The organism is Pseudorhodobacter ferrugineus DSM 5888, assembly GCF_000420745.1.
In the GTDB taxonomy this organism is placed as follows: Bacteria; Pseudomonadota; Alphaproteobacteria; order Rhodobacterales; family Rhodobacteraceae; genus Pseudorhodobacter; species Pseudorhodobacter ferrugineus.
Genome location: NZ_ATVN01000003.1, coordinates 98067 through 119991, shown reverse-complemented (window position 1 = coordinate 119991; position 21925 = coordinate 98067). Strand labels below are relative to the sequence as shown.

The 21925-nt window shown below is 59.0% G+C and carries 22 protein-coding genes; 10 read left to right on the top strand and 12 right to left on the bottom strand.

What is annotated here, in order from left to right:
* Positions 1–4: 4 nt before the first annotated feature.
* The 5 genes from G560_RS0103845 to proS all read right to left on the bottom strand — a co-directional run bounded on the left by G560_RS0103845 (position 5) and on the right by proS (position 4767).
* Positions 5–670: a DUF3047 domain-containing protein gene (locus tag G560_RS0103845; RefSeq protein ID WP_022702991.1), complete on the bottom strand. Its 666-nt coding sequence runs from the start codon at positions 668–670 to the stop codon at positions 5–7.
* 84 nt (positions 671–754) lie between these two features.
* Positions 755–1435, bottom strand: a complete 681-nt coding sequence (locus G560_RS0103840) for an ABC transporter ATP-binding protein (RefSeq protein ID WP_028913699.1) — start codon at positions 1433–1435, stop codon at positions 755–757.
* A complete protein-coding gene (locus G560_RS0103835) occupies positions 1428–2675 on the bottom strand; it encodes a lipoprotein-releasing ABC transporter permease subunit (RefSeq protein ID WP_050525270.1) in 1248 nt (415 codons plus the stop codon). Before G560_RS0103835 ends, G560_RS0103840 begins: the two co-directional genes overlap by 8 nt.
* 114 nt (positions 2676–2789) lie before the next feature.
* Positions 2790–3290: a DUF2937 family protein gene (locus G560_RS0103830; RefSeq protein WP_022702988.1), complete on the bottom strand. Its 501-nt coding sequence runs from the start codon at positions 3288–3290 to the stop codon at positions 2790–2792.
* Between the two features lie 139 nt (positions 3291–3429).
* A complete protein-coding gene (proS, locus tag G560_RS0103825) occupies positions 3430–4767 on the bottom strand; it encodes a proline--tRNA ligase (protein ID WP_022702987.1) in 1338 nt (445 codons plus the stop codon).
* 181 nt (positions 4768–4948) lie between these two features.
* On the opposite strand from proS, the gene G560_RS0103820 reads away from it, so the two are divergent.
* From G560_RS0103820 to G560_RS0103780, 9 genes are all read left to right on the top strand, one after another.
* On the top strand, positions 4949–6028 hold the full coding sequence (locus G560_RS0103820) for an AI-2E family transporter (protein ID WP_022702985.1): 1080 nt from the start codon (positions 4949–4951) through the stop codon (positions 6026–6028).
* Positions 6025–6696, top strand: a complete 672-nt coding sequence (locus G560_RS0103815) for a P-loop NTPase family protein (RefSeq protein WP_022702984.1) — start codon at positions 6025–6027, stop codon at positions 6694–6696. The genes G560_RS0103820 and G560_RS0103815 overlap by 4 nt, the downstream gene beginning before the upstream one ends.
* 55 nt (positions 6697–6751) lie before the next feature.
* The gene (locus G560_RS0103810) at positions 6752–8938 is read left to right on the top strand and encodes an RNA degradosome polyphosphate kinase (protein WP_022702983.1); all 2187 of its coding nucleotides are present in this window, start codon (positions 6752–6754) and stop codon (positions 8936–8938) included.
* 64 nt (positions 8939–9002) lie between these two features.
* Entirely contained in the window at positions 9003–10577 is a 1575-nt protein-coding gene (locus G560_RS18455; RefSeq protein ID WP_022702982.1) for a Ppx/GppA family phosphatase, read from the top strand.
* Complete coding sequence (locus tag G560_RS0103800; RefSeq protein WP_022702981.1) at positions 10564–11178, top strand: VOC family protein; 615 nt, start codon at positions 10564–10566, stop codon at positions 11176–11178. Before G560_RS18455 ends, G560_RS0103800 begins: the two co-directional genes overlap by 14 nt.
* Entirely contained in the window at positions 11175–11666 is a 492-nt protein-coding gene (locus tag G560_RS0103795) for a GNAT family N-acetyltransferase (RefSeq protein ID WP_022702980.1), read from the top strand. The genes G560_RS0103800 and G560_RS0103795 overlap by 4 nt, the downstream gene beginning before the upstream one ends.
* A gap of 31 nt (positions 11667–11697) precedes the next feature.
* On the top strand, positions 11698–12396 hold the full coding sequence (locus G560_RS0103790) for a molecular chaperone DjiA (RefSeq protein ID WP_022702979.1): 699 nt from the start codon (positions 11698–11700) through the stop codon (positions 12394–12396).
* Positions 12377–13444, top strand: coding sequence for an endonuclease/exonuclease/phosphatase family protein (locus G560_RS0103785; RefSeq protein ID WP_022702978.1), 1068 nt, complete (start codon positions 12377–12379; stop codon positions 13442–13444). The genes G560_RS0103790 and G560_RS0103785 overlap by 20 nt, the downstream gene beginning before the upstream one ends.
* 42 nt (positions 13445–13486) lie before the next feature.
* Complete coding sequence (locus tag G560_RS0103780) at positions 13487–13873, top strand: hypothetical protein (RefSeq protein ID WP_022702977.1); 387 nt, start codon at positions 13487–13489, stop codon at positions 13871–13873.
* Between the two features lie 143 nt (positions 13874–14016).
* Here the strand turns inward: G560_RS0103780 and scpA are convergent, their stop codons facing one another.
* Complete coding sequence (gene scpA / locus G560_RS0103775) at positions 14017–16146, bottom strand: methylmalonyl-CoA mutase (protein WP_028913696.1); 2130 nt, start codon at positions 16144–16146, stop codon at positions 14017–14019.
* Positions 16147–16241: 95 nt separating this feature from the next.
* On the opposite strand from scpA, the gene G560_RS0103770 reads away from it, so the two are divergent.
* The gene (locus G560_RS0103770) at positions 16242–16679 is read left to right on the top strand and encodes a DUF4174 domain-containing protein (RefSeq protein ID WP_022702975.1); all 438 of its coding nucleotides are present in this window, start codon (positions 16242–16244) and stop codon (positions 16677–16679) included.
* 7 nt (positions 16680–16686) lie between these two features.
* Here G560_RS0103770 and G560_RS0103765 read toward each other — a convergent pair whose 3' ends face one another.
* The 6 genes from G560_RS0103765 to G560_RS0103735 form a co-directional block, all read right to left on the bottom strand.
* Complete coding sequence (locus tag G560_RS0103765) at positions 16687–17907, bottom strand: Y-family DNA polymerase (RefSeq protein WP_197082895.1); 1221 nt, start codon at positions 17905–17907, stop codon at positions 16687–16689.
* A gap of 113 nt (positions 17908–18020) precedes the next feature.
* Positions 18021–20024, bottom strand: coding sequence for an acetyl-CoA carboxylase biotin carboxylase subunit (locus G560_RS0103760; protein WP_022702973.1), 2004 nt, complete (start codon positions 20022–20024; stop codon positions 18021–18023).
* A gap of 122 nt (positions 20025–20146) precedes the next feature.
* The gene (locus tag G560_RS0103750) at positions 20147–20380 is read right to left on the bottom strand and encodes a hypothetical protein (protein WP_028913695.1); all 234 of its coding nucleotides are present in this window, start codon (positions 20378–20380) and stop codon (positions 20147–20149) included.
* Positions 20381–20660: 280 nt separating this feature from the next.
* Positions 20661–21062, bottom strand: coding sequence for a hypothetical protein (locus G560_RS0103745; RefSeq protein WP_028913694.1), 402 nt, complete (start codon positions 21060–21062; stop codon positions 20661–20663).
* A 93-nt stretch (positions 21063–21155) separates the two neighbouring features.
* The gene (locus G560_RS21280) at positions 21156–21296 is read right to left on the bottom strand and encodes a hypothetical protein (protein ID WP_022702970.1); all 141 of its coding nucleotides are present in this window, start codon (positions 21294–21296) and stop codon (positions 21156–21158) included.
* 214 nt (positions 21297–21510) lie between these two features.
* The gene (locus G560_RS0103735) at positions 21511–21888 is read right to left on the bottom strand and encodes a DUF6497 family protein (protein WP_022702969.1); all 378 of its coding nucleotides are present in this window, start codon (positions 21886–21888) and stop codon (positions 21511–21513) included.
* Positions 21889–21925 lie beyond the last annotated feature (37 nt).

Genomic DNA, 21925 nt, shown 5'->3' with positions numbered 1-21925 from the left:
GCCCTTAGTTCAACGACAATCCCGAAATCGACGCGCGGATGGCGGTTTTTGTATCATCCGAATCCGCAGATACGGCCAGCCCGACCAAGGCTCCCGCCGTGCCGCCAAAGGCCCGCTTGTAATCGGCGGCCAGGTTCACGCTTTCCGAAAACTTGCCCGTGCCCGCCGCGCGCAGTAACACCGTCTTGCCGCGCGTGCCCAAGTAGGGGCTGGCCAACACTGTGCCACGCCCCCGATTGTCGCCCCACACATAGACCAGCACCCGTGCCGACTCGGATGTCAGCAACTTGCGCACATCGGCTTTGGCCCCCAAAGCCTCAGCCTCGGCCTGTGGCAAGAACACGAAATACAGGGATGCATTGCGGTCGTCGCCGCCCTTTTTTGCCAGATCGGTGGCCGGCACAGACTGGTTAACGGCCCAAGACCATTTCGCCGCCTTTGCCCCCCAAAGCCCCGGTTTTACGCGGGCATAGGCCAGCGATACCGACCCATCCGATGCAATCGACATCGCATTGCCGTTGAACCCGTATTTATTGGATGAAAACAGCGAGAACCGCTGCGTGGTCCAGGATTTGTCGAATGAAACCCCTTCGGCAAAGGCCTGTGTGGGGGCCAAGGCGGGGGCAAGCGTTGCGGCCAAAAGACCGGCGATCAGGATGGAACGTGTCATATGACCTCTCAAAAATCGTTTACCCTGCCTAGCACCCAATCGCTGTAACAGGGCACACAAGTGCTTGAGGCGGCCGTGAGGCCGTTACAAAACCACCCGCCCCGCGTCGAGCCGCACAATCCGGTCCATGCGCGCGGCAAGCTCCATGTTATGCGTGGCAATCAGCGCCGACAGGCCGGTGTCGCGCACCAAATCCATCAGCGCGCCAAACACCTGGTCGGATGTCGCGGGGTCAAGGTTGCCCGTGGGTTCATCCGCCAGCAACAGGCGCGGGCCATTGGCCAAGGCGCGGCAAAAGGCAACGCGCTGCTGCTCGCCCCCCGACAATGCCGCAGGGCGGTGCTGCGCGCGATGGCCAACGCCGACCTTGTCCAACAAGGCCAGCGCATGGGCCTCGGCCTTGCTGCGCGGAGCACCATTCGCAAGCTGCGGCAAAACGATGTTTTCCAATGCGGTAAATTCCGGCAGCAGGTGGTGGAATTGATAGATGAACCCCACATCGCGCCGCCGCGCCTCGGTCCGCGCGCGGTCGGACAGGCCTGCCAAATCGGTGCCGCCCAGCCGCATTTCCCCGCTATCGGCTGTATCCAACAAACCCGCGATATGCAGCAAAGTCGATTTGCCCGCGCCCGATGGGGCCACAAGCGCTACCACTTCGCCTCGTGCCACGGTCAGCGATGCGCCGCGCAGCACCTGCACCTCGGCGGGTTTGCCCTTGTTATAGGCCTTAGTAACACTTTCCAATGACAGCATAATCTCACTCATAGCGCAACGCCTCGACAGGGTTCATCCTGGCCGCGCGCCGCGCCGGAAAGATGGTAACAACAAACGACAGGCCCAAAGATAACGACACCGCCGCCATCACATCGCCAAACTGCAATTTCGCGGGCAACGCATAGATGCCACGGATCGACGGGTCCCAAACCCCTCCGCCTGCGACATAATTCACAAAGCTGAAAATAGGGTCGATATAGATCGCGAACACACAACCAAAGACCACGCCCAGCGCCGTGCCGATGATGCCGGTAAACGCGCCGCAGATAAAAAATATCCGCAAAACCGACCCTTCAGTAAGCCCCATCGTACGCAAAATCCCGATATCGCGGCCCTTGTTTTTGACCAGCATAATCAGCCCCGACACGATGTTCATAGCAGCAATAAGTACAAGGATCGAAAGGATGATGAACATCACATTGTCTTCGATATCCAGCGCCCGCAAAAAACCGCCCGAACTGTCGCGCCATGTCCAGATATTGGCATATTGCCCGCCTGCTTTCATCACCTCGATTGACAGGTCATCCACCGCTTCGGGGGTCGTGACCATAACCTCGATCTCATCCGCCAATCCTTCGCGGTTAAAGTAGTCTTGGGCGGCGGCCAGTGGCATGTAAATCCGTGTACGGTCAATGTCATAGCGCCCAGCGGTGAACACATAAACCACCTCATAGGCCGAAACACGCGGGCTTGTGCCAAAGGCAGTTTTTACCCCATTCGGCGAAATCAGGCGAATGCGGTCGCCCACCGTCACCCCCAATTCGCGCGCAATCCCCGATCCGATCGCGATCCCTTCGTCGTAACGGTCCAGCGCGCCGTAAGCATCGGCGCCCGTCCCCACGCGCGGAATGGCGCGGACATCATCGCCGCGCATCCCGTACACCTCAACGCCCGAACTGCGGTCAGCTGCCGTGGCCATAACTTGCCCACGGATCATGGGCGCAGCACGGGTCACACCTAGCACAGCGGCAATATTGGCCGCGACCGCGTCATAATCCTCAAACCCGCGAATGGTGCGGCCATCGCTTGCCTGATGCTGCGCGCCGTAGACGCTGATATGGGCATTGGCCCCAAGGATTGTATCGACAAATTCCGCCCGAAACCCTGCGCGCACCGACAGCGTGGCAATCAGCGCGAACACCGCCAAGGTGATGCCGATGAGGCTTATCCATGTCATCACCGACACGCCGCCCTCGGCCCGCTTGGCCCGCAAATAGCGCCACGCGATCATCCATTCAAACGGCGCAAACGGGGGGGTGCTCACAGGGCGTGCTCCTTGGGGAGGTCTTGGAAAACTTGGGCGGAAACTGCGGGAAATGCGGGGTAAGGTCAAGCCACGGCTGTGTCAGTGCGCGGCCTTGCGCCACCGGAACGGCCAAAGCAGCAGTGACAGGATCAAGGCAACCGCCCCCCAACCGCCGATAAACCCCGCGCCGCCTGCCACAGCACCCGCAACCGTTAACGGCAGTGCGGGGCGAAAATCGGCCCAAGTCGCATTGAATGTATCAGGATCGGCCAAACGGTGCCGCATGACAATCCGTTCCAGCGGTGTGGCAAGGCGCAGGAATGTCAGGTTGTTCGACAGCCGGTCAAAACGGGCAAAGGCGTTTTTCATATCGACATGGCGGGCAGCCAGAAACGGCGTGCCTTGCAATTGGTCCAACGCCGCGACGCGGGTCAGTCCGCTTGCCCCTGCGCTGCGGTCAAAATCGGCCACGATTATTGACAGCGCATCGACCTGCCCCGCCAACCGTTGAATGTATTGCTGCGAAAACTCGGGGTATTGCGAACAGGCCACAGCCCCCACCATGCCGCCCGCAAGCGCCAGCGCTTTGCCAATCATCATCTGCCTCATGCCTTGGCCGGTCTACAGCGCCGGTCTTGGCGGCCAGGGTCGCCTAATTCCTGCGGCCTGTCAAAGTCGAAAACGGCGCGGCCCCCGCTACAGGAACCACGCCGCTTTTTCTAACCCTATCGCGCCTGCCTCAGAGACCGGCGTAAATTGCCACAACCCGCGCCACAGCCGCTTCGGCTGTCATCTCTACGCTTTCGCCCGTGCGGCGGCTGGTCAGTTCGACCACGCCGTTTTTCAATCCGCGCGGGCCAACCGTAATGCGCCACGGCAAACCGATCAGGTCCATCGTCGCAAACTTGGCGCCCGCGCGGTCGTCGCGGTCATCATACAGCGGGTCAAGGCCGGCCTTTTTTAGCGCCTTGTAAATACCTTCGCAGGCACCATCCACATCGGCGTCGCCTTGCTTCAGGTTCACAATCCCACAATGGAACGGGGTCACACCTTCGGGCCAGATGATGCCCTTTTCGTCATGACTTGCCTCGATAATAGCACCCAGCAGGCGCGACACGCCAATCCCGTGGCTGCCCATATGCACAGGCACCTTACCGCCATCGGGGGTGACAACATTGGCCCCCATCGCATCGGAATATTTGGTGCCAAAGTAAAAAATTTGCCCAACCTCAATCCCCCGCGCCGATTTGCGGCGCTCTTCGGGGATAGCGTTGAAGGCGGCTTCGTCATGCGTCTCGTCCGTGCGGGCGTAAAGCGAGGTAAACTCTTCCATCACCGCTTGGCACTGCGCCTTGTCGTCATAGGCAATATCACGCGCGCCAAGGCTGATGTCGGTCACAGCGCTGTCATAAAACACCTCGGACTCGCCCGTTTCGGCCAGAACCAGAAACTCATGCGTATCATCGCCACCAATCGGGCCAGAATCCGCGCGCATCGGAATGGCTTGCAGCCCCATGCGTTCATAGGTGCGCAGATAGCTGACCAGATGGCGGTTATAGGCGTGCAGCGCATCCTCTTTGGTCAGATCAAAGTTGTAGCCGTCCTTCATCAGGAACTCGCGCCCGCGCATCACGCCAAAGCGTGGCCGCATCTCATCGCGGAATTTCCACTGGATGTGGTACAGCGTCAGCGGCAAGTCTTTGTAGCTGCCAACATGGGCGCGGAAAATGTCGGTGATCATTTCCTCATTGGTCGGACCGTAAAGCATATCACGGCCCTGACGGTCCTTGATCCGCAGCATTTCTTGCCCGTAATCATCATAGCGCCCGCTTTCACGCCACAAATCCGCAGGCTGCAAGGTGGGCATCAGCAGCGGAATATGCCCCGCGCGCGCCTGTTCTTCATGCACGATCTCTTCAATGCGCTTCAGCACTTTGAAACCTAGCGGCAGCCATGAATAAATCCCAGCCGCCTGTTGCTTGATCATGCCCGCACGCAGCATATAGCGGTGGCTGACAATCTGCGCCTCGGCAGGGTTTTCTTTCAAAACGGGCAGGAAATAGCGTGTCAGCCGCATGGGAGCACCTTTTTGGGCAAAATGGGTTTCGCGTTTGTGTAGGCAAAACCGTTGGAGCAAGCAAGGGCGCAACACGGGGCGGCGCGCGGATTGCCGCAATAAACATGGGCCAAAAACCGCCAAGGCCTTGAATTACGGGGGCCAATAGGCAATGTGTCACTGATAACGCAACGGGGGCGACATGGCACTTTCTGTGAAACAACAGCTAACCTATTGGGGCATCGCGGCGGCGGTGTTCCTTGTGGCGCTTTGGGCCTTGGGCCAAGTGCTTGCCCCCTTTCTGGTGGGCGGCGCGATTGCCTATTTCCTAGATCCCATAGCCGACAGGCTGGAACGCCTTGGCCTTAGCCGTGTTCTGGCGACCACGATCATCTCGCTGTCGGTCCTGTTGATTGGCGTTCTTTTGGTGCTGGCCGTCATCCCGTCCCTTGCGTCACAGCTGGGCGGGTTGATCGAGGCGACCCCGACCATTTTCCGCAAACTGCAAACCTTTCTGACTGAACGTTTCCCCGATCTGTTGGATGAAAACAGCGTTATTCGCCGCAGCATCCTGTCCATTGGCGACAATTTGCGCGCGTGGGGAACCGAGGCGGCAAAGACGTTGTTTACCAGTGCCTTGGGTGTGTTGAACGCGCTGCTATTTCTGGTGGTTGTGCCTGTTGTCGCGTTTTATTTGCTGCTGGATTGGGACAATATGATTGCTCGGATTGATGCGCTGCTGCCGCGTGACCATGCGCCGGTGGTGCGTGACCTTGCAGGCCGGATTGATAAGGTGCTGGCGGCGTTCGTGCGCGGACAACTCAGCGTTTGCATCGCCTTGGGCGTTTTCTACTCGGTGGCTTTGATGCTGGCAGGGCTGGATTTTGGCCTGCTGGTGGGGGCTATTGCCGGCGCGATTACCTTTATCCCATATGTCGGCGCGCTGGTTGGCGGGGCCCTGGCGATTGGCCTTGCGCTGTTCCAGTTCTGGGGTGATTGGGCATCCATAGGCATCATCGCGGGCATCTTTGCCTTTGGGCAATTCCTTGAGGGCAACGTGATCACGCCCCGCCTTGTTGGCAACTCCGTTGGCCTGCACCCCGTTTGGCTGCTGTTCGCGCTGTCTGCTTTCGGGTCTGCTTTTGGTTTTGTCGGTATGCTGGTTGCAGTTCCCGTGGCCGCGTCCATCGGTGTGCTGACTCGCTGGGCCATCGAGAAGTATCAGGAAAGCCTTTTGTACCAAGGTGTTGGCAAAACCCCGTCGCAGGACGATGGCAAGTGACCCAACAACTCGCCTTTGATCTGCCCCACCGCACGGCGCGGGGCCGAGAGGATTTTTTCGTGTCATCCACCAATGCGCAGGCCTTGGCAGCACTAGATGCGTGGCGCACCTGGCCGGGTAGCAAGATGGTGCTGACAGGTCCACCCGCTGCGGGCAAAACCCATCTTGCCCATGTTTGGGCCGCCGCATCCGGTGCGCAGGTACATGCCGCAAGCACCTTAGACCATGCCGATATCCCAACACTCGCAACCCAACCTGCGGTGGTGATCGAGGATTGCGAAACCCTTGGCAGCGACCCCATCGCCCAAACCGCGCTGTTTCATCTGCACAACATGCTCGCCGCAACAGGGGCCGCCCTGCTGATGACCGCCGCCACCGCGCCGCGCGATTGGGGCTTTACCCTGCCCGATCTGGCCAGCCGCGTACAGGCCGCCCCCGTCACGCGGCTTGATCCGCCAGATGATGCGCTGCTGTCTGCGGTGCTGGTCAAGCTGTTCGCCGACCGCCAAATTACCGTCACCCCCGCCCTGATCGCCTATGTCCTGCCCCGTATGGACCGCAGCTTTGCCGCCGCCCGCGCGCTGGTGGCAGCCCTTGATACCGCCGCTTTGGCACGTGGCACGGGCGTTACCCGCGCTTTGGCCGCAACGGTGCTGGACAATCCCTGACGCCCGCGCAAAGCTGTCACATGGTCTTTACATTCCTTTTGCATAAGCCGACCCCATGACACAGGCAGATTTTCTCTCTTCCCCCTTCCCCGCTGCGCAAAAACTGCCGGACGCCGAGGTCAAAGGCCCGCGCCGCTTTTTCAACCGCGAGCTCAGTTGGCTGGCGTTTAACTGGCGTGTGCTGGAAGAGGCGTCAAATCCGACCGTCCCCTTGCTGGAACGCCTGCGTTTCCTGTCCATTTCCGCCACCAATCTGGACGAATTTTATACCGTCCGCGTGGCGGGCCTACGCGCGCTGAAACGCAGCGGCAAGGCGTCTATTTCGGTCGACGGGCGCAGCGCAGGCGAACAGCTAACCCTGATTAATGACAACGCGCGGCGCTTGCTGCAAACCCAGCAAGCCGTGTTCAACAAGCTGAAAAAGGAAATGGACGCGCAAGGCATCACCATCGTCAGCCGCTCCAAACTGACCACGCGCGACCTGAAACATCTTGAAAACCACTTTATAAACAAGGTGTTTCCGGTTCTCTCGCCGCTTGCGATCGACCCCGCACACCCTTTCCCCTTTATCCCCAACACCGGCTTTTGCCTTGCGCTGGAACTGGAACGCGCCAGCGATCACCGCGCATTGCTCGCGCTTTTGCCGATCCCCCAGCAAATCACCCGCTTTGTGCCCTTGCCCGCCAAAGACGGCGAAAACCGGTTTTTGCTGCTCGAAGATCTGCTGCTCCTCCATCTCGGCATGCTGTTCCCCGGCTATACCGACCGCGGCCACTGCACTTTCCGCGTGCTGCGCGACAGCGATTTGGAAGTCGAAGATGAGGCCGAAGATCTCGTCCGCGAGTTCGAAACTGCCCTGAAACGCCGCCGTCGCGGCGAGGTGATCCGCCTGAAAATCAGCGCCGGTGCGCCGCCGGAACTGCGCGCCCTGATCATGCAAGAACTGCATGTGACGGATGAGGATATGGTCGAGGTGCGCGGCCTTTTGGGCGTGGCCGACCTAAAGGAATTGGTACTCGACAGCCGCAAAGACCTGCAATGGCCCAAATTCACCCCCCGCATTCCCGAACGGGTGCAGGACCATGAAGGCGATATGTTCGCGGCGATCCGGCAAAAGGACATGCTGCTGCACCACCCCTATGAAACCTTTGACATGGTCATCCGTTTTTTGGAACAGGCCGCCCGCGACCCCGATGTCTTGGCAATCAAACAAACCCTCTACCGCACCAGCAATGACAGCCCCATCGTTAGTGCTTTGTGCGAAGCGGCCGAGGCGGGCAAATCGGTCACCGCCCTGGTCGAACTGAAAGCTCGTTTTGACGAGGCCGCCAATATTCGCCAGTCGCGCCGCCTTGAACGCGCAGGTGCACATGTGGTTTACGGATTTATGACCCTGAAAACCCACGCAAAAATCAGCACCGTGGTGCGGCGTGAAGCCGACAATTTGGTCACTTATACCCATTACGGCACGGGCAATTACCACCCCATCACCGCACGGATTTACACCGATCTGTCCTTTTTTACCTGCGATGGCCCCTTGGGCCGCGATGCAACCAAAGTCTTCAATTACCTGTCGGGCTATGTACAGCCCGAAGGTTTGGAAAACCTTGCCATCGCGCCATCGGGGCTTAAACCCCGCCTCCTTGAAATGATTGCAGCCGAGACGGAACATGCAAAGGCAAGCAAACCCGCCGAGATTTGGGCCAAGGTCAATTCCTTGGTCGATCCCGATATCATTGATGCGCTTTATGCGGCATCGAGCGCCGGCGTGAACATCAGCCTTGTTGTACGCGGCATCTGCGCGCTGCGCCCCAGCATCAAAGGGTTGTCCGATAATATTCGCGTCAAATCAGTGGTGGGGCGGTTCTTGGAACATTCGCGTATCGTCTGTTTCGGCAATGGCCATGGCTTGCCGTCCAAAAAGGCGCGGGTTTTCTTTTCTTCCGCCGATTGGATGGGCCGCAACCTGACCCGCCGCGTAGAAACGCTGGTCGAGGCGCATAACCCCACCGTTAAGGCGCAAATCGTCAGCCAGATCATGGCCGCCAACATGGCGGATGAGGCGCAAAGCTGGCTGTTGGGCCCCTGCGGCGATTACAAACGCAACCTGTCGGCATCGGACGGGCAACTGTTCAATTGCCACCGTTTCTTCATGGAAAACCCCTCGCTATCGGGCCGCGGCTCGGCAGGTGCCAAGGATGTGCCGAAATTGACCCACAGTCGGGACGACACCACAAACTAGCCACAAGTTGACCTTTCCGACGCCGCGCTGCACAACCCGCGCAAGCAACCCAAAGAGAACCCTGATGGCCCCAGCCAAAAAGCCGAAACCCAACGCAACGCCGGTCGAGGATGGTGGCCCCTTTGGTCGCTCATTGTTTGATGACCCGTCGGTTCGCGCCCTCAGCCGTGTGGGCGTAGTCGATGTTGGTTCCAACTCGGTTCGGATGGTGGTGTTTGACGGGGCCGCGCGCTCGCCCGCCTATTTTTACAATGAAAAACTGATGGCGGGTTTGGGCAAAGGGCTGGCCGAAACCGGCATGCTGAACCCCGAAGGCAAAATACGCGCGCTAATCGCCTTGAAGCGATTTTCCATTCTGGCCAAAGGGATGGGGATATCGCCACTGATCTGCGTGGCCACAGCCGCCGTGCGCGATGCCACCGATGGCCCCGCATTTGCCGCCCAAGTGTTGGAACAAACCGGCCTGAAACTCTGGATCGTCGACGGCGAAGAAGAGGCGCGATTGTCGGCCCAAGGCGTACTGCTCGGCTGGCCCGGCGCGCGGGGCATCGTCTGCGATATCGGCGGCAACTCGATGGAACTGGCGCGCATCGAAGGTGGCAAAGTTGGCAAACGCGCCACCTCACCGCTAGGCCCCTTTCGTTTGCAACAGGTCGAAGGTGGCGTGGAAAAACGCAAAGCCCTGATCGACCGCGTGCTGAAAAAGCTGAAAGCCAAGCTGGAACCGGATGGCGACAAAATCTACCTTGTTGGTGGCTCGTGGCGAGTCATCGCGCGGCTGGATATGGAAAGACGCAATTACCCGCTGACAGTTTTGCACGAATACCGCATGACCCCGCAATCGGTTCTCGATACGCTCGACTGGATCGCGGCCAATGATCCGGCCATCTTGCGCGCCCGCACGGGTACAGGCGCCGAACGCATGGCGTTGGTCCCCTTGGCGGGCGAAGTGTTGCGCGAATTGATCCGCATTTTCAAACCCCGCGAAATCGACGTGTCGTCCTACGGTATCCGTGAAGGGCTGCTCTATGAACAAATGCACGAAAAACTACGGTCCCGCGATCCGTTGATTGAAGCCGCCCGCGCAACCGAAATCACTTCGGCCCGCCTGCCGGGGTTTGGCAAAAAGCTGTACACCTTCCTGCTCCCACTGTTCAAAACCGCAACGGATGACGAAACCCGCCTAATCAAAGCCGCCTGTCTGCTCCACGACACCACATGGCGCGCCCATCCCGATTACCGCGCCGAGGTATGTTTTGACAACGCCACCCGCGCCAATCTTGGCGGGCTTGACCATCCGGGCCGCGTGTTTTTGGGCCTCGCCTTGCTGCACCGCTATAAAAACAGTCGCACCGGCTCGCGGCTTGAACCATTGTTCAGACTGTTGACCGAAGAGCAAATCCAACAAGCCGAGGTGCTGGGCAAAGCCATGCGTTTTGGCGCGATGTTTTCGGCCATTGGCCCCGAAACGGCGGGGTCGCTGCGCTGGTTGCCCCGCAAACGTGTGCTGGAACTGACGCTAACGCCGTTGGGCCGTGACCTGTTTGGCGAGGTAACGCAAGCCCGTTTCAACTCGCTCGCCGCCGCCCTGCGCGCCACACCCGAAGTTATCGAAGGCCCCGCCCATGCTGACGCTTGATCACCTCGCCGTTTCTGCCACCAGCTTGGCAGAAGGCACCGAATGGGTTGAAAACGCACTTGGCGTGGCATTGGCCCCGGGCGGTGTGCACGCGTTAATGTCGACCCATAACAGATTGTTGGGATTGGGGGATATCTACCTTGAGGTCATAACGATTGACCCAACCGCGCCCAAACCACCCCATCCGCGGTGGTTCGATTTGGACAATTTCAGTGGCAAACCCCGCCTGACCAACTGGATCGTCGCCAGCGATGATCTGGAGGCAAGTTTGGCCTCAATGCCCCAAGGCATCGGCGCGCCCGTGGACCTTGCACGCGGCGACCTACGCTGGCGCATGGCCATTCCTGCCACTGGCCGTCTGCCCTGCGGTGACACGCACCCCGCGCTGATCCAGTGGCTAGGGGCCGCCCATCCTGCGCAACGCTTGCCCGATATGGGGGTGCGGCTTGACCTGTTGGAAATCGCCACGCCCGACGCAGACGCGCTGACAGCGGCGCTAAAGGCTACGCTCACCGACAGCCGCGTCCGCATCACCCAAGGCCACCAAAAGGCGATGCGTGCCACCTTCACCACCCCGCATGGCCCGCGCGTGCTGGAATGACCACCCGCTTTGCGACCCACGCCGATATCGCCGCCCTGCTCGCCATTTGGAATCCGGTGATCCGCGATACGATTGTCACCCTTAACGCCGTCGAAAAAACCGCCGAAGATTTGGCGCAAATGATTGCAGACAAAGCTGCCGCAGGCCATGCCTTTCTGGTGGCCGAAGATGCGGGGCGCGTGCATGGATTTGCCAGCTATGGCCAGTTTCGTGCCGGCATCGGCTATGCGCGCTGCATGGAACACACCATCGTTTTAGGCCCCGACGCCCGTGGTCACGGCATCGGCCGTGCCCTGATAACCGCGATCGAGGATCACGCCCGCGCCGGCGGTGCCCATTCCATTTTTGCCGGAGTGACAGCCGAAAATGCGCAAGGCCATGCCTTTCACGCCGCGATGGGATACACCCATGTCGTCACCTTGCGCGAGGTCGGATTTAAATTCGGGCGATGGTTGGATCTGCATCTGATGCAGAAATTCCTGACCTGACAGCGCCGTATTTTCAAGGTAAACTGCCCCCATGTCGATCTGGACCCGCATCAATGACGCAATTTCCGCCCTCGCCTCTGGCGAAGGCCTGTCGGCGATTTTTGACCGGTTGCGTGGGTCGGAAATGGAAAGCCCCGAACGGTCCGTCGGGTTTACCATCGCGGTCATCGCCTTGGGCGCAAAAATGGCCAAGGCTGACGGGCAAGTCACCCGCAACGAAGTCACCGCCTTTCGTCAGCTGTTCACCATCCCCCCCGAGGAAGAGGCCAACGCCGCCCGCGTCTTTAACCTCGCGCGGCAGGATGTTGCGGGGTTTGATGCCTATGCCCGCAAAATCGCTGGCATGTTCCCCGATGAAGGACGCCAAACCCTGATCGACCTGCTGGAAGGGCTGTTCACCATCGCGATGGCCGACGGCGAATACCACCCGAACGAGGATCAGTTTCTGGCCGAGGTGGCACAAATCTTTGGCCTTGGTGACCCGTGTTTCCGGTCTTTGCGGGCACGTTTTGTTGATGGCGCGCCGCGCGATCCTTATGATGTGCTGGGCATCCAACCCGGTGCGTCGCTGGACGACATCCGCACCGCCTGGAAACAAGCTGTGCGCGATAGCCACCCCGACCGCCTGATCGCGCGAGGTGTCCCGCCCGAGGCGGTCGAACTGGCCAGTCGCCGAATGATCGACATCAACGCTGCATGGGCCGAGATAAATGGCAAACGTGCCGCCTGATCCCCCCCCAAAAAAGCTGCGTCTTGCGACCTATAATGTCGAATGGTTCAACGGCTTGTTTGATGATGCGGGCCGGCTTATGGGGGATAATGGTCGCTCTGCCCGCTATGGGATAACCCGCGCCGAACAGCTTGCGGCGCTTGGCATCGTATTTACCGCAATGGACGCAGACGGCGTGATGATTATCGAGGCCCCCGATACCGGATCCCACCGCAGCACCATTACGGCACTTGAAACCTTTGCCCGCCATTTCGGCTTGCGCACCACCCGCGCGCTGCACGGATTCACCTCGGAAACCGAACAAGAGATTGCGTTTATGTACGATCCTGACCGCCTGGCCGCCAGCCATTCCCCACTGGGCGAGGCGACAGGCACCCAAGGCGTCCCACGCTTTGACGGGGTTTTTCGCCATGACCTGAACGTCGATGCCCGCCCCGAACGCATCCGCTTTTCCAAACCCCCGCTCGAGGTGGCGTTGCACGACCGCCTGACGGGGCAAGACGTGCGGTTGATCGGGGTCCATGCCAAGTCCAAATCCCCGCACGGGGCGCGCAACCCTGCCGAGGTGTCGCGCATCGCGATTGAAAACCGCCGCAAGCAACTTGCGCAGTGCATGTGGCTGCGCGCGCGGGTGGACGCGCAACTGGCACAAGGTGAAGGGCTGATTGTGTTGGGCGATTTCAACGATGGTCCCGGTTTGGACGAATACGAAAAACTGTTTGGTAAATCGGGGATTGAAATTGTGATCGGCGCCGATGGTCCCGTCGATCTCCAGCTTATGGAACCGCATGCCGAAATGATCTTGGGCCGCAAACTTGGCGTCGCCCCCACGTCGGCGCGGTTTTATGACCCGGACAAAAATCGCTACTTTCAGGCCTTGCTGGATTTCATTCTGGTGTCGCCCAATCTGGCCCCCGCCGCCCCCGTCTGGCGCATCTGGCACCCGATGGATGACCCCGATTGTTGGCGCATACCCGAATTGCGAGAGGCGTTGCTGACGGCATCGGACCATTTTCCTGTGACGTTGGACCTGCATTTTGGCGCATGATCGGGGCTGGTAATGAACAGACTTCCCCCCCATATTGGGCATATGAAACAGATATTCACCCCTTGCGTGCTGTGCCTGACCCTTGCGCTGGCATCTCCCTCACCCTTGCTTGCGCAAGACGCGCAAACCGACCGCGAGGAAGGTTTCAGCCTGATGGAACGCGGCTTTCGCCTGCTGTTTGACGGGCTGATGCAAGACATGGAACCCGCCTTGGACGAAATGGCCAAAGCGATGAAAGATCTGGAACCGATGGCACGGCAACTCGCCGAGCTGGTTGGCGACGTGCAAAATTACGACCCGCCCGAACGGTTGGACAACGGCGATATCATCATCCGCCGTAAAATTGGCGCGCCGCCACCGCCTGACCTACCAGCGCCCGATACGAACCCGCCGCTGGATCAAAAGCCCGAAGGGCAGATCGAGCTTTAGGAACATTTTGGTTTGGCAGCAAAAGGGGGCGCTCGCGCCCCCTCGGGGCTGCGCCCCTCACCCCCTGAAGATATTTTTGCCGAACAGAAAGCTGGACGCGGGCGAAGGGGCGCGGCCGGTATTATATGGCCGCGCTTTTTGGTTTAGGCCCGCGCTGCGCGAATCAAGCGCAAGATGTCCTTAGCGGCTTCGGGGATGTTGGTGCCGGGGCCGAAAATTGCTTTGACACCCGCATCATAGAGGAATTGGTAGTCTTGCTGTGGAATGACCCCACCGCAAATCACCAGAATATCCCCCGCCCCCGCCGCCTTCAGCGCCTGCACCAGTTTCGGTGCAAGGGTTTTATGGCCCGCCGCTTGGGATGAAATGCCGATGACATGCACATCATTGTCAATCGCATCCTGCGCCGCTTCCTCTGGGGTTTGGAACAGCGGCCCCACATCCACGTCAAAGCCGATATCGGCAAAGGCCGTGGCGATGACCTTGGCACCACGGTCATGCCCGTCTTGGCCCATTTTTACCACCAGCATACGCGGGCGGCGGCCCTCGGCCTCGGCAAAATCCTCCACATCCTTCTGGATCGCAGCAAAGCCTGCATCGCCTTCGTATGCAGCGCCGTAGACGCCCGCCAGCGTTTTCACCTCGGCGCGGTGGCGGCCAAACACTTCTTCCATTGCCATACTGATTTCCCCTACCGATGCCCGCGCGCGCGCGGCATCAACCGCCGCTTCCAGCAAATTACCCCCATCGCGCGCGCGGCGGGTCAGTTCATGCAGCGCCGCATCACATGCGGCTTGATCACGGGTGGCGCGCATCGCTGTAAGCCGCGCGATCTGGCTTTCCCGCACCGCTACGTTGTCGATATCCAGAATGTCGATCGGGTCTTGTTTGTCCAGCTTGTATTTGTTGACCCCGACAATCACCTCTTGCCCACGGTCGATCATGGCCTGCCTGCGCGCTGCAGATTCCTCAATCCGCAACTTAGGCATGCCGGTGGCGACAGCTTTGGTCATGCCGCCCATTTCCTCGACTTCGGTAATCAGCTTCCACGCCTCGTCTGCCAATTGCGCGGTCAGGCTTTCCACATAATAGCTGCCAGCCAGCGGGTCGACGACCCGTGTCACGCCAGTTTCTTCTTGCAAAATCAACTGGGTATTTCGGGCAATCCGCGCCGAAAATTCGGTCGGCAGCGCAATCGCCTCATCCAGCGCATTGGTATGCAAGCTTTGCGTGCCACCCAGTGCCGCCGCCATCGCCTCATAGGCCGTGCGAACCACGTTGTTATAGGGGTCTTGTTCTTGCAAACTGACACCCGAAGTTTGGCAATGTGTGCGCAGCATCAGGCTGCCCGGCTTCTTGGCCCCAAACTCGGTCATAATCTTGTGCCACAGCAAACGCGCCGCGCGCAGCTTGGCCGCCTCCATGAAAAAATTCATCCCGATGGCAAAGAAAAACGACAATCGCCCCGCAAAGGCATCGACATCCATGCCGCGTTCAATCGCCGCACGCACATATTCGCGCCCGTCCGCCAGCGTATAGGCCAATTCCTGCACCAAATTCGCGCCGGCCTCTTGCATGTGATAACCCGAGATTGAGATCGAGTTGAATTTCGGCATCTCGGCGGATGTATATTCGATAATATCCGCGATGATCCGCATCGAGGGTTCGGGCGGATACACATAGGTATTGCGTACCATGAACTCTTTCAAAATGTCGTTCTGAATGGTCCCCGACAGCAAATCGCGGCTGACGCCTTGTTCCTCGCCGGTCACGATGAAATTCGCCAAAATCGGGATCACAGCACCGTTCATTGTCATGGAAACACTGATCTTTTCCAGCGGGATACCGTTAAACAGCAGCTTCATGTCCTCGACAGAATCTATCGCCACACCAGCCTTGCCGACGTCACCTTCCACCCGCGGATGGTCTGAATCGTACCCACGATGGGTGGCCAAATCGAACGCCACCGACACGCCCTGCTGCCCCGCCGCCAGCGCCTTGCGATAAAACGCGTTCGATGCCTCGGCGGTCGAAAACCCCGCATATTGCCGGATGGTCCACGGGCGCCCCGCATACATCGTTGCCCGCACCCCGCGCGTAAACGGCCCCACACCCGGCACCCCGCCCATATGCGGCAGGTCCGCCACATCGGCCTCGGTGTACAAAGGCTTCACGCGGATCCCTTCCAGCGTCTCCCATTCAAGGCTCGCCGGATCGCGGCCTTTCAGCTCTTTTTGCGCCAACTCGCTCCAGGTTTTTGTCGCATCCGTCATGAGTTTTTCCTTCACTTTGGCCAAAGGACACATCCTTTGACGATCTTGCTTTGGTTTACGGCCAAGACACCCTATATCAAGGGTAAGGAGACCGCATGAAACGACTTCAAATTCTTGTTCTGGCAGTATTTCTGCCGTTTAGCGCCGCCGCACAGGACAACGCGCCACTGGTCGTGATTGACGCGCCGGGTGTCACGATGGCCGAATTTCTGTGGCTCAAACGCCCCATTGTGGTGTTTGCCGACAGCCCCAATGACCCGTCCGTCACCACACAGCTGGAATATCTGGCCGAACAGCCGCAGGCGCTGGCCGACCGCGATGTGGTGGTGATCGTCGATACCAACCCCGCCGCCGCCAGCTTTTTCCGCCAAAAACTGCGGCCCCGTGGGTTTTCTCTGGTGCTGTTGGACAAGGATGGCGAGATTGAAATCCGCAAACCCCGCCCGTGGGATGTACGCGAAATTACCCGCGCCATCGACAAATTTCCAATGGCCCGACAGGAGTTGTTGGAACGGTTTCCGGCAGGGCGGTAGCCGCGCGCTACTCTCGAAAATCCTCGAAATCGGGGATCCGTCCAAAGGCAATTTTTGCCCCCGTATATGGCACATGATGTGGCGGCAATTGACCGTAACGGATTGTATCTTGCCCGAACCGCTGGTTCAGACGGTCGACAGCCGCATTCAAGTTGCGACTGCGCGCCATAGCCTCGGGCACGGCAAAAATATCCGGCATATACTCTGCCTCGGGCAGTAATCCGCCCAGATTGACGTTGACAGCCAGCGGCCAATATCTTGGAAACCTTGCCCAATATCTGTCGAAGGTTTCCAACAGAAAAATCGTGTCCTGTGTAAAACCGATTTCTCCGCCATATGACAAATGACCCGCGCGGGCACATTTCACCCCGACATGCAGGCTGCCCGCGTAAAATCCCTCGCGCCGCAACCGCGCCGCGGCCTTGACCAACAACCGCCGTCCCACCAACCGCGCGCCCTCCACGGTTTTGTTCCTCGCCGTCAACACCTGACCATGCCCGATCATACCGCGCTTGGTCTGTGGCCACTCGACATCCTCGCCGCGCAATTCGCGGACAAACCGTTCGCCCGTAACACTGCCCCAAATTGCACGGGCCTGTTTGGCGTCCAGCGCATACAGCGTGGCCACATCCATAATGCCCGCCGCCTCTAGACGCGCGCGCATCCGCCCGGAAACACCGGGCAAGTCGTCCATCGCCAGATGGGCGATCCGATCTGGTAAAATCTCGGGCAGCAGCCAATGCAGCCCCCCCGGCTTTTCCAATCCCGCCGCCAGTTTCGCCAGCAAACGGGTCGGCGCCACCCCGACCGAACTGCGCAAGGCGGGATGAACCAGCCGCAAAATCGCGCGTTGCAAATTGCGGCCAATCTCTAACGCCGTTGTCAGGTCTTGTTGCGATCCGGTCAAACGGCAGGAACACTCGTCGATAGACCACACCCGATCCACCGGTAGCACGGTGTCGACCGCCCGCAAAATTGCATGATGAAACGTCACGCAAACATCGTGCTTTACCGGACGAAACACGATCCCGGGGCAAAGTTGGCGCGCCTCGTCCTGCCGTGTTCCCATCTTCACACCGCAGCGCTTGGCCTCGATACTGGCTGCGATACAGGCCGCGTTCGGCGCATCCGTGGTCAATACGCCGACGGGCCTGTCCATCAAAGCGGGTTCGACGGCTTGGGCCACCGATGCGTAAAAGCTGTTCATATCGAAGAACAGAGTAGACACCTTGCGCGACATAAGCCCACGACTCAGTTGATTGCGAAGATCTTACTATAGAACAAAATGTGAACATTTGCCCATGTTTAATATGTGAGTGATCTTCGAACAGCCCTGTCACCTCATTCAAACTCCATAATCACTTCGTCCACCTTCAGACTTTCGCCCGCAGTGGCTTTGATCAGCTTGATGACGCCTTTTTTCTCGGCGCGCAGGATGTTTTCCATCTTCATCGCCTCGACCGTGGCAAGCGCTTGGCCTTCTTGCACCTCATCGCCAACGCCCACGTTGATTTTTACAATCAAACCGGGCATCGGGCAAAGCAGGTATTTCGACGTGTCGGGTGCCACCTTTTCCAGCATCAAACCCGCCAGTTCGGCCTGACGCGGGGTGCGCACATGGCAGGTAAAATCCGCCCCACGCAGCCGTAGCCGGAAGCCCGACGGCACCTTGCCGACCTTCATCACCAAGGGTGCACCATCGACCGTAAGGCGCGCAAGCGGTTGCCCCGGCGTCCAGTCGCTTTCCACCCGCATCTCTGCCCCATCGGCAAAGCGCACAGTGGACCCGCCCTTATCGGCTGCAATCGTCACGTTATGTGACCCGCCTTGCAGGGCCACGTTCCAATCTGTCCCGACTTTGCGCTCGTGGTTGTCCATCGTGCCCGAAATACGCGTGCGTCGAATTTCGGCCACGCGGTTCATTGCCGCCGCCGCCGCCACAACACGGCGCGACAGCGCCTCGTCCAGCGTCACGCCGGCAAACCCGTCTGGATATTCCTCGGCAATAAACGCCGTCGTAATATCGCCCGACACAAAACGCGGATGGTCCATCACGGCCGAACAGAACGGCAGGTTATGCCCGATCCCTTCCACCTCGAACGTGTCCAGCGCCAGCCGCATTTCTTCAATCGCCTGCTCCCGCGTTGGCCCCCAAGTGCACAGCTTGGCGATCATCGGGTCATAAAACATGCTGATCTCGCCGCCTTCAAACACGCCGGTATCGTTGCGCACAATGCCCCCTGCCGCCGTGGTTCCCTCAACCGGCGGGCGGTAACGGGTCAGGCGGCCAATGGAAGGCAAGAACCCGCGATACGGGTCTTCGGCATAAAGCCGGCTTTCCATCGCCCAGCCGTTGATTTTCAAATCGCTTTGCTTGAACGGCAGCGCCTCACCATGCGCCACGCGGATCATCTGTTCGACCAAATCAACGCCGGTAATCAGCTCGGTCACAGGGTGTTCCACCTGCAAACGCGTGTTCATTTCCAGGAAATAGAAATTGCGCGCACCGTCGACGATAAACTCCACCGTCCCAGCACTGGTATAGCCCACGGCTTGCGCCAAAGCACAGGCCTGCTCGCCCATCGCCTTGCGGGTCGCCTCATCCAAGAACGGGCTTGGCGCTTCCTCAATCACCTTTTGGTTCCGCCGCTGGATCGAACACTCGCGTTCGTGCAAATAAACGCAATTGCCATGCTTGTCGGCCAGCACCTGAATTTCAATATGGCGCGGTTGGGTCACAAATTTCTCAATGAAAATCCGGTCATCGCCAAAGGAATTCGCCGCCTCGTTCTTGGACGACTCAAACCCTTCCTTTACCTCTGACTCGCTCCACGCGATCCGCATGCCCTTGCCGCCACCGCCCGCGCTGGCCTTAATCATCACCGGATAGCCAATTTCACCCGAGATTTTTACGGCCTCATCGGCATCCTCAATAATCCCCATATAGCCGGGCACGGTGGAAACCCCCGCCTCCATCGCCAGCTTTTTGGATGTAATCTTGTCGCCCATCTGCTCAATCGCGGAGGAAGGCGGCCCGATGAACACCACGCCTTCAGCCTCCAGCGCGGCAGCAAAGTTCATATTCTCGGACAAAAATCCATAGCCCGGATGCACCGCTTCGGCCCCCGTTTGGCGAATGGCGTCCATGATCTTGTCAATCACGATATAGGATTGGTTGGCGGGTGCCGGACCAATATGCACCGCCTCATCCGCCATGCGCACATGCAAGGCATTGCGATCTGCATCCGAATAAACCGCCACGGTTTTGATGCCCATCGCGCGGGCCGATTTGATAACCCGACAGGCAATTTCACCACGGTTGGCGATAAGGATCTTATTAAACATGGCAGCCCCCTTTTGGAAACGCGCCGTCGGCGCGGAAATGCAAAAAGGCCACTCGGGGGACTACCCCGAATGGCCTTGAAACGATGGTGACGCCGCGCTTGCGCGCAGCCGTCAGCCCGGAATTAGTAGCACTGGGGCAAGCCCGGCAGGCCGCACGAAACGCCACCGATAAGGGCACCAACCAGCGCGCCTTTGGTTTTGCTGCCGCCCGTTGCGTCGGCAATAACGGCCCCTGCTGCGGCCCCGCCAATTGTGCGCACAGCGGCGTTATTGGTTGGCGAATTCGGGTTGTTGGAAACGCAGCCAGCAAGACCGAAAGCGGCCACTGTGGCAAGAAGAAGAATTGATTTACGCATACTGCAAAGCCTCTATTTTGGGTTTTTATTCCGTCCGATTCTAACGGCTTTGCCCAAGAATAAAAGGGGAAATCCGCGATCATCACGTCAATTTTTGCCCAAACCGCGCGGCCCGTCAAGACGGCCTTACCCGCCCTGTTCCCTGCGAAACAGGCCCCATTCAACCCTTTGGTAAACCATAAAAATATAGTGCGCACCCTTTGCCAGACCGGCATTGAAACCGGCCCAAAGGCGCAGGCGAGACCTCGCCGCTCTCTGCTAAGGATGCGCGGGTTCATGCCTATTCGTCCTCATCATCCCAATCGGCCCAGTCGTCCACCTCAAGCGGTGGGGCGTCCGGTGCAAAGACCTTGGGGAACGAAATTTCAGCGACTTTCACGTTGATTTTCAACAACGCTTCATAGTCTTCGGGGTCAAATGGATCTTGGGCGGCAACGACTTCGCGGCCAAACAGCCACGATATCCGCCCCGCATCCAGATTGCCGCGTTCGAACGGCTCTTCGCCGAACTGCGTCCATAGCGCTTTCATGAACCCTTCATCGGCGGCGCGGTCCACATTCGCACGGTCGCGATACCGCTCGCGCTTGATGATCTTGGTCGCACCGGCCTTGTTGGCGCGGCGGATCACAAATTGATAATCAGTGGATGGCAGACGTCCGGGGAACCCACGATGCTTGATCATGCTGCACCCCCGATCTGGACGGGTGCAAAGGCGGTTCCAGATAGAAAAAGGGCGGGCATGGCGCCAAGCGCGCCACCGGCCCGCCCCCAAATATTACTTGTATTTGCCGGTGTAGACTGGCTCTTGCGAAACAGCTTCTTCAACGTAAACAGTTTCAGTCTGCTTTGCGCCGCCGCAAGCTGCCATAAAGGCAACAGTGCAAAGGGCGATAATTGTTTTTGCGCTCGTGGACATCCTCGACTCCTGGTTTTTTGTGGGGTTGACTCCGCGGACTGTTCCGCAAAGCGTCCCCAATGCAAGGTATCGGCCGCTTGGGTTCGGCCTTCAGAAACAATAGCCTGTCCCCGATACGAAAGACATAGGTCTTTACACAAGAAGACACCCTGTGGCTTGCCTACATCACGAAGCGGCGAGTTTTTGCCTGTTGCTACCATATATAGCGGTTTCATCAGTACACCTCCCATATACAGGCCCCATTTTCGATGCGATAGGCCTCGAAAAACTGCGTGGCAGCGGGGTCTGCTTCGCCAAACGGCACCTCGATATCGGAAAAAGATATGATAATCTGATCCGGCTTATCCTCTCCCGCCTCGACCTGTGGCCGTACAACCGTGTCGCACAGATGCAGCATGTCCTTGGTCGCCGTGTCATAATCCACTGTACCAGCGTCTCGCGCAATTTGCGGGGTCAAAAACCGCACGCGCAACACCAGATTGTCGCCCTCTTCCCAGAACAAATCTTGCAACGTCACGGGCTGCCCTGACGGCACACCAAACATCTGTACTGCAGTTTCGGCAACGGCTGCTGCCTGTGTTGCCCCCGTCATGCTTTGGCCTTTCGCAGCAAAGGCGCGGGCAGCAACG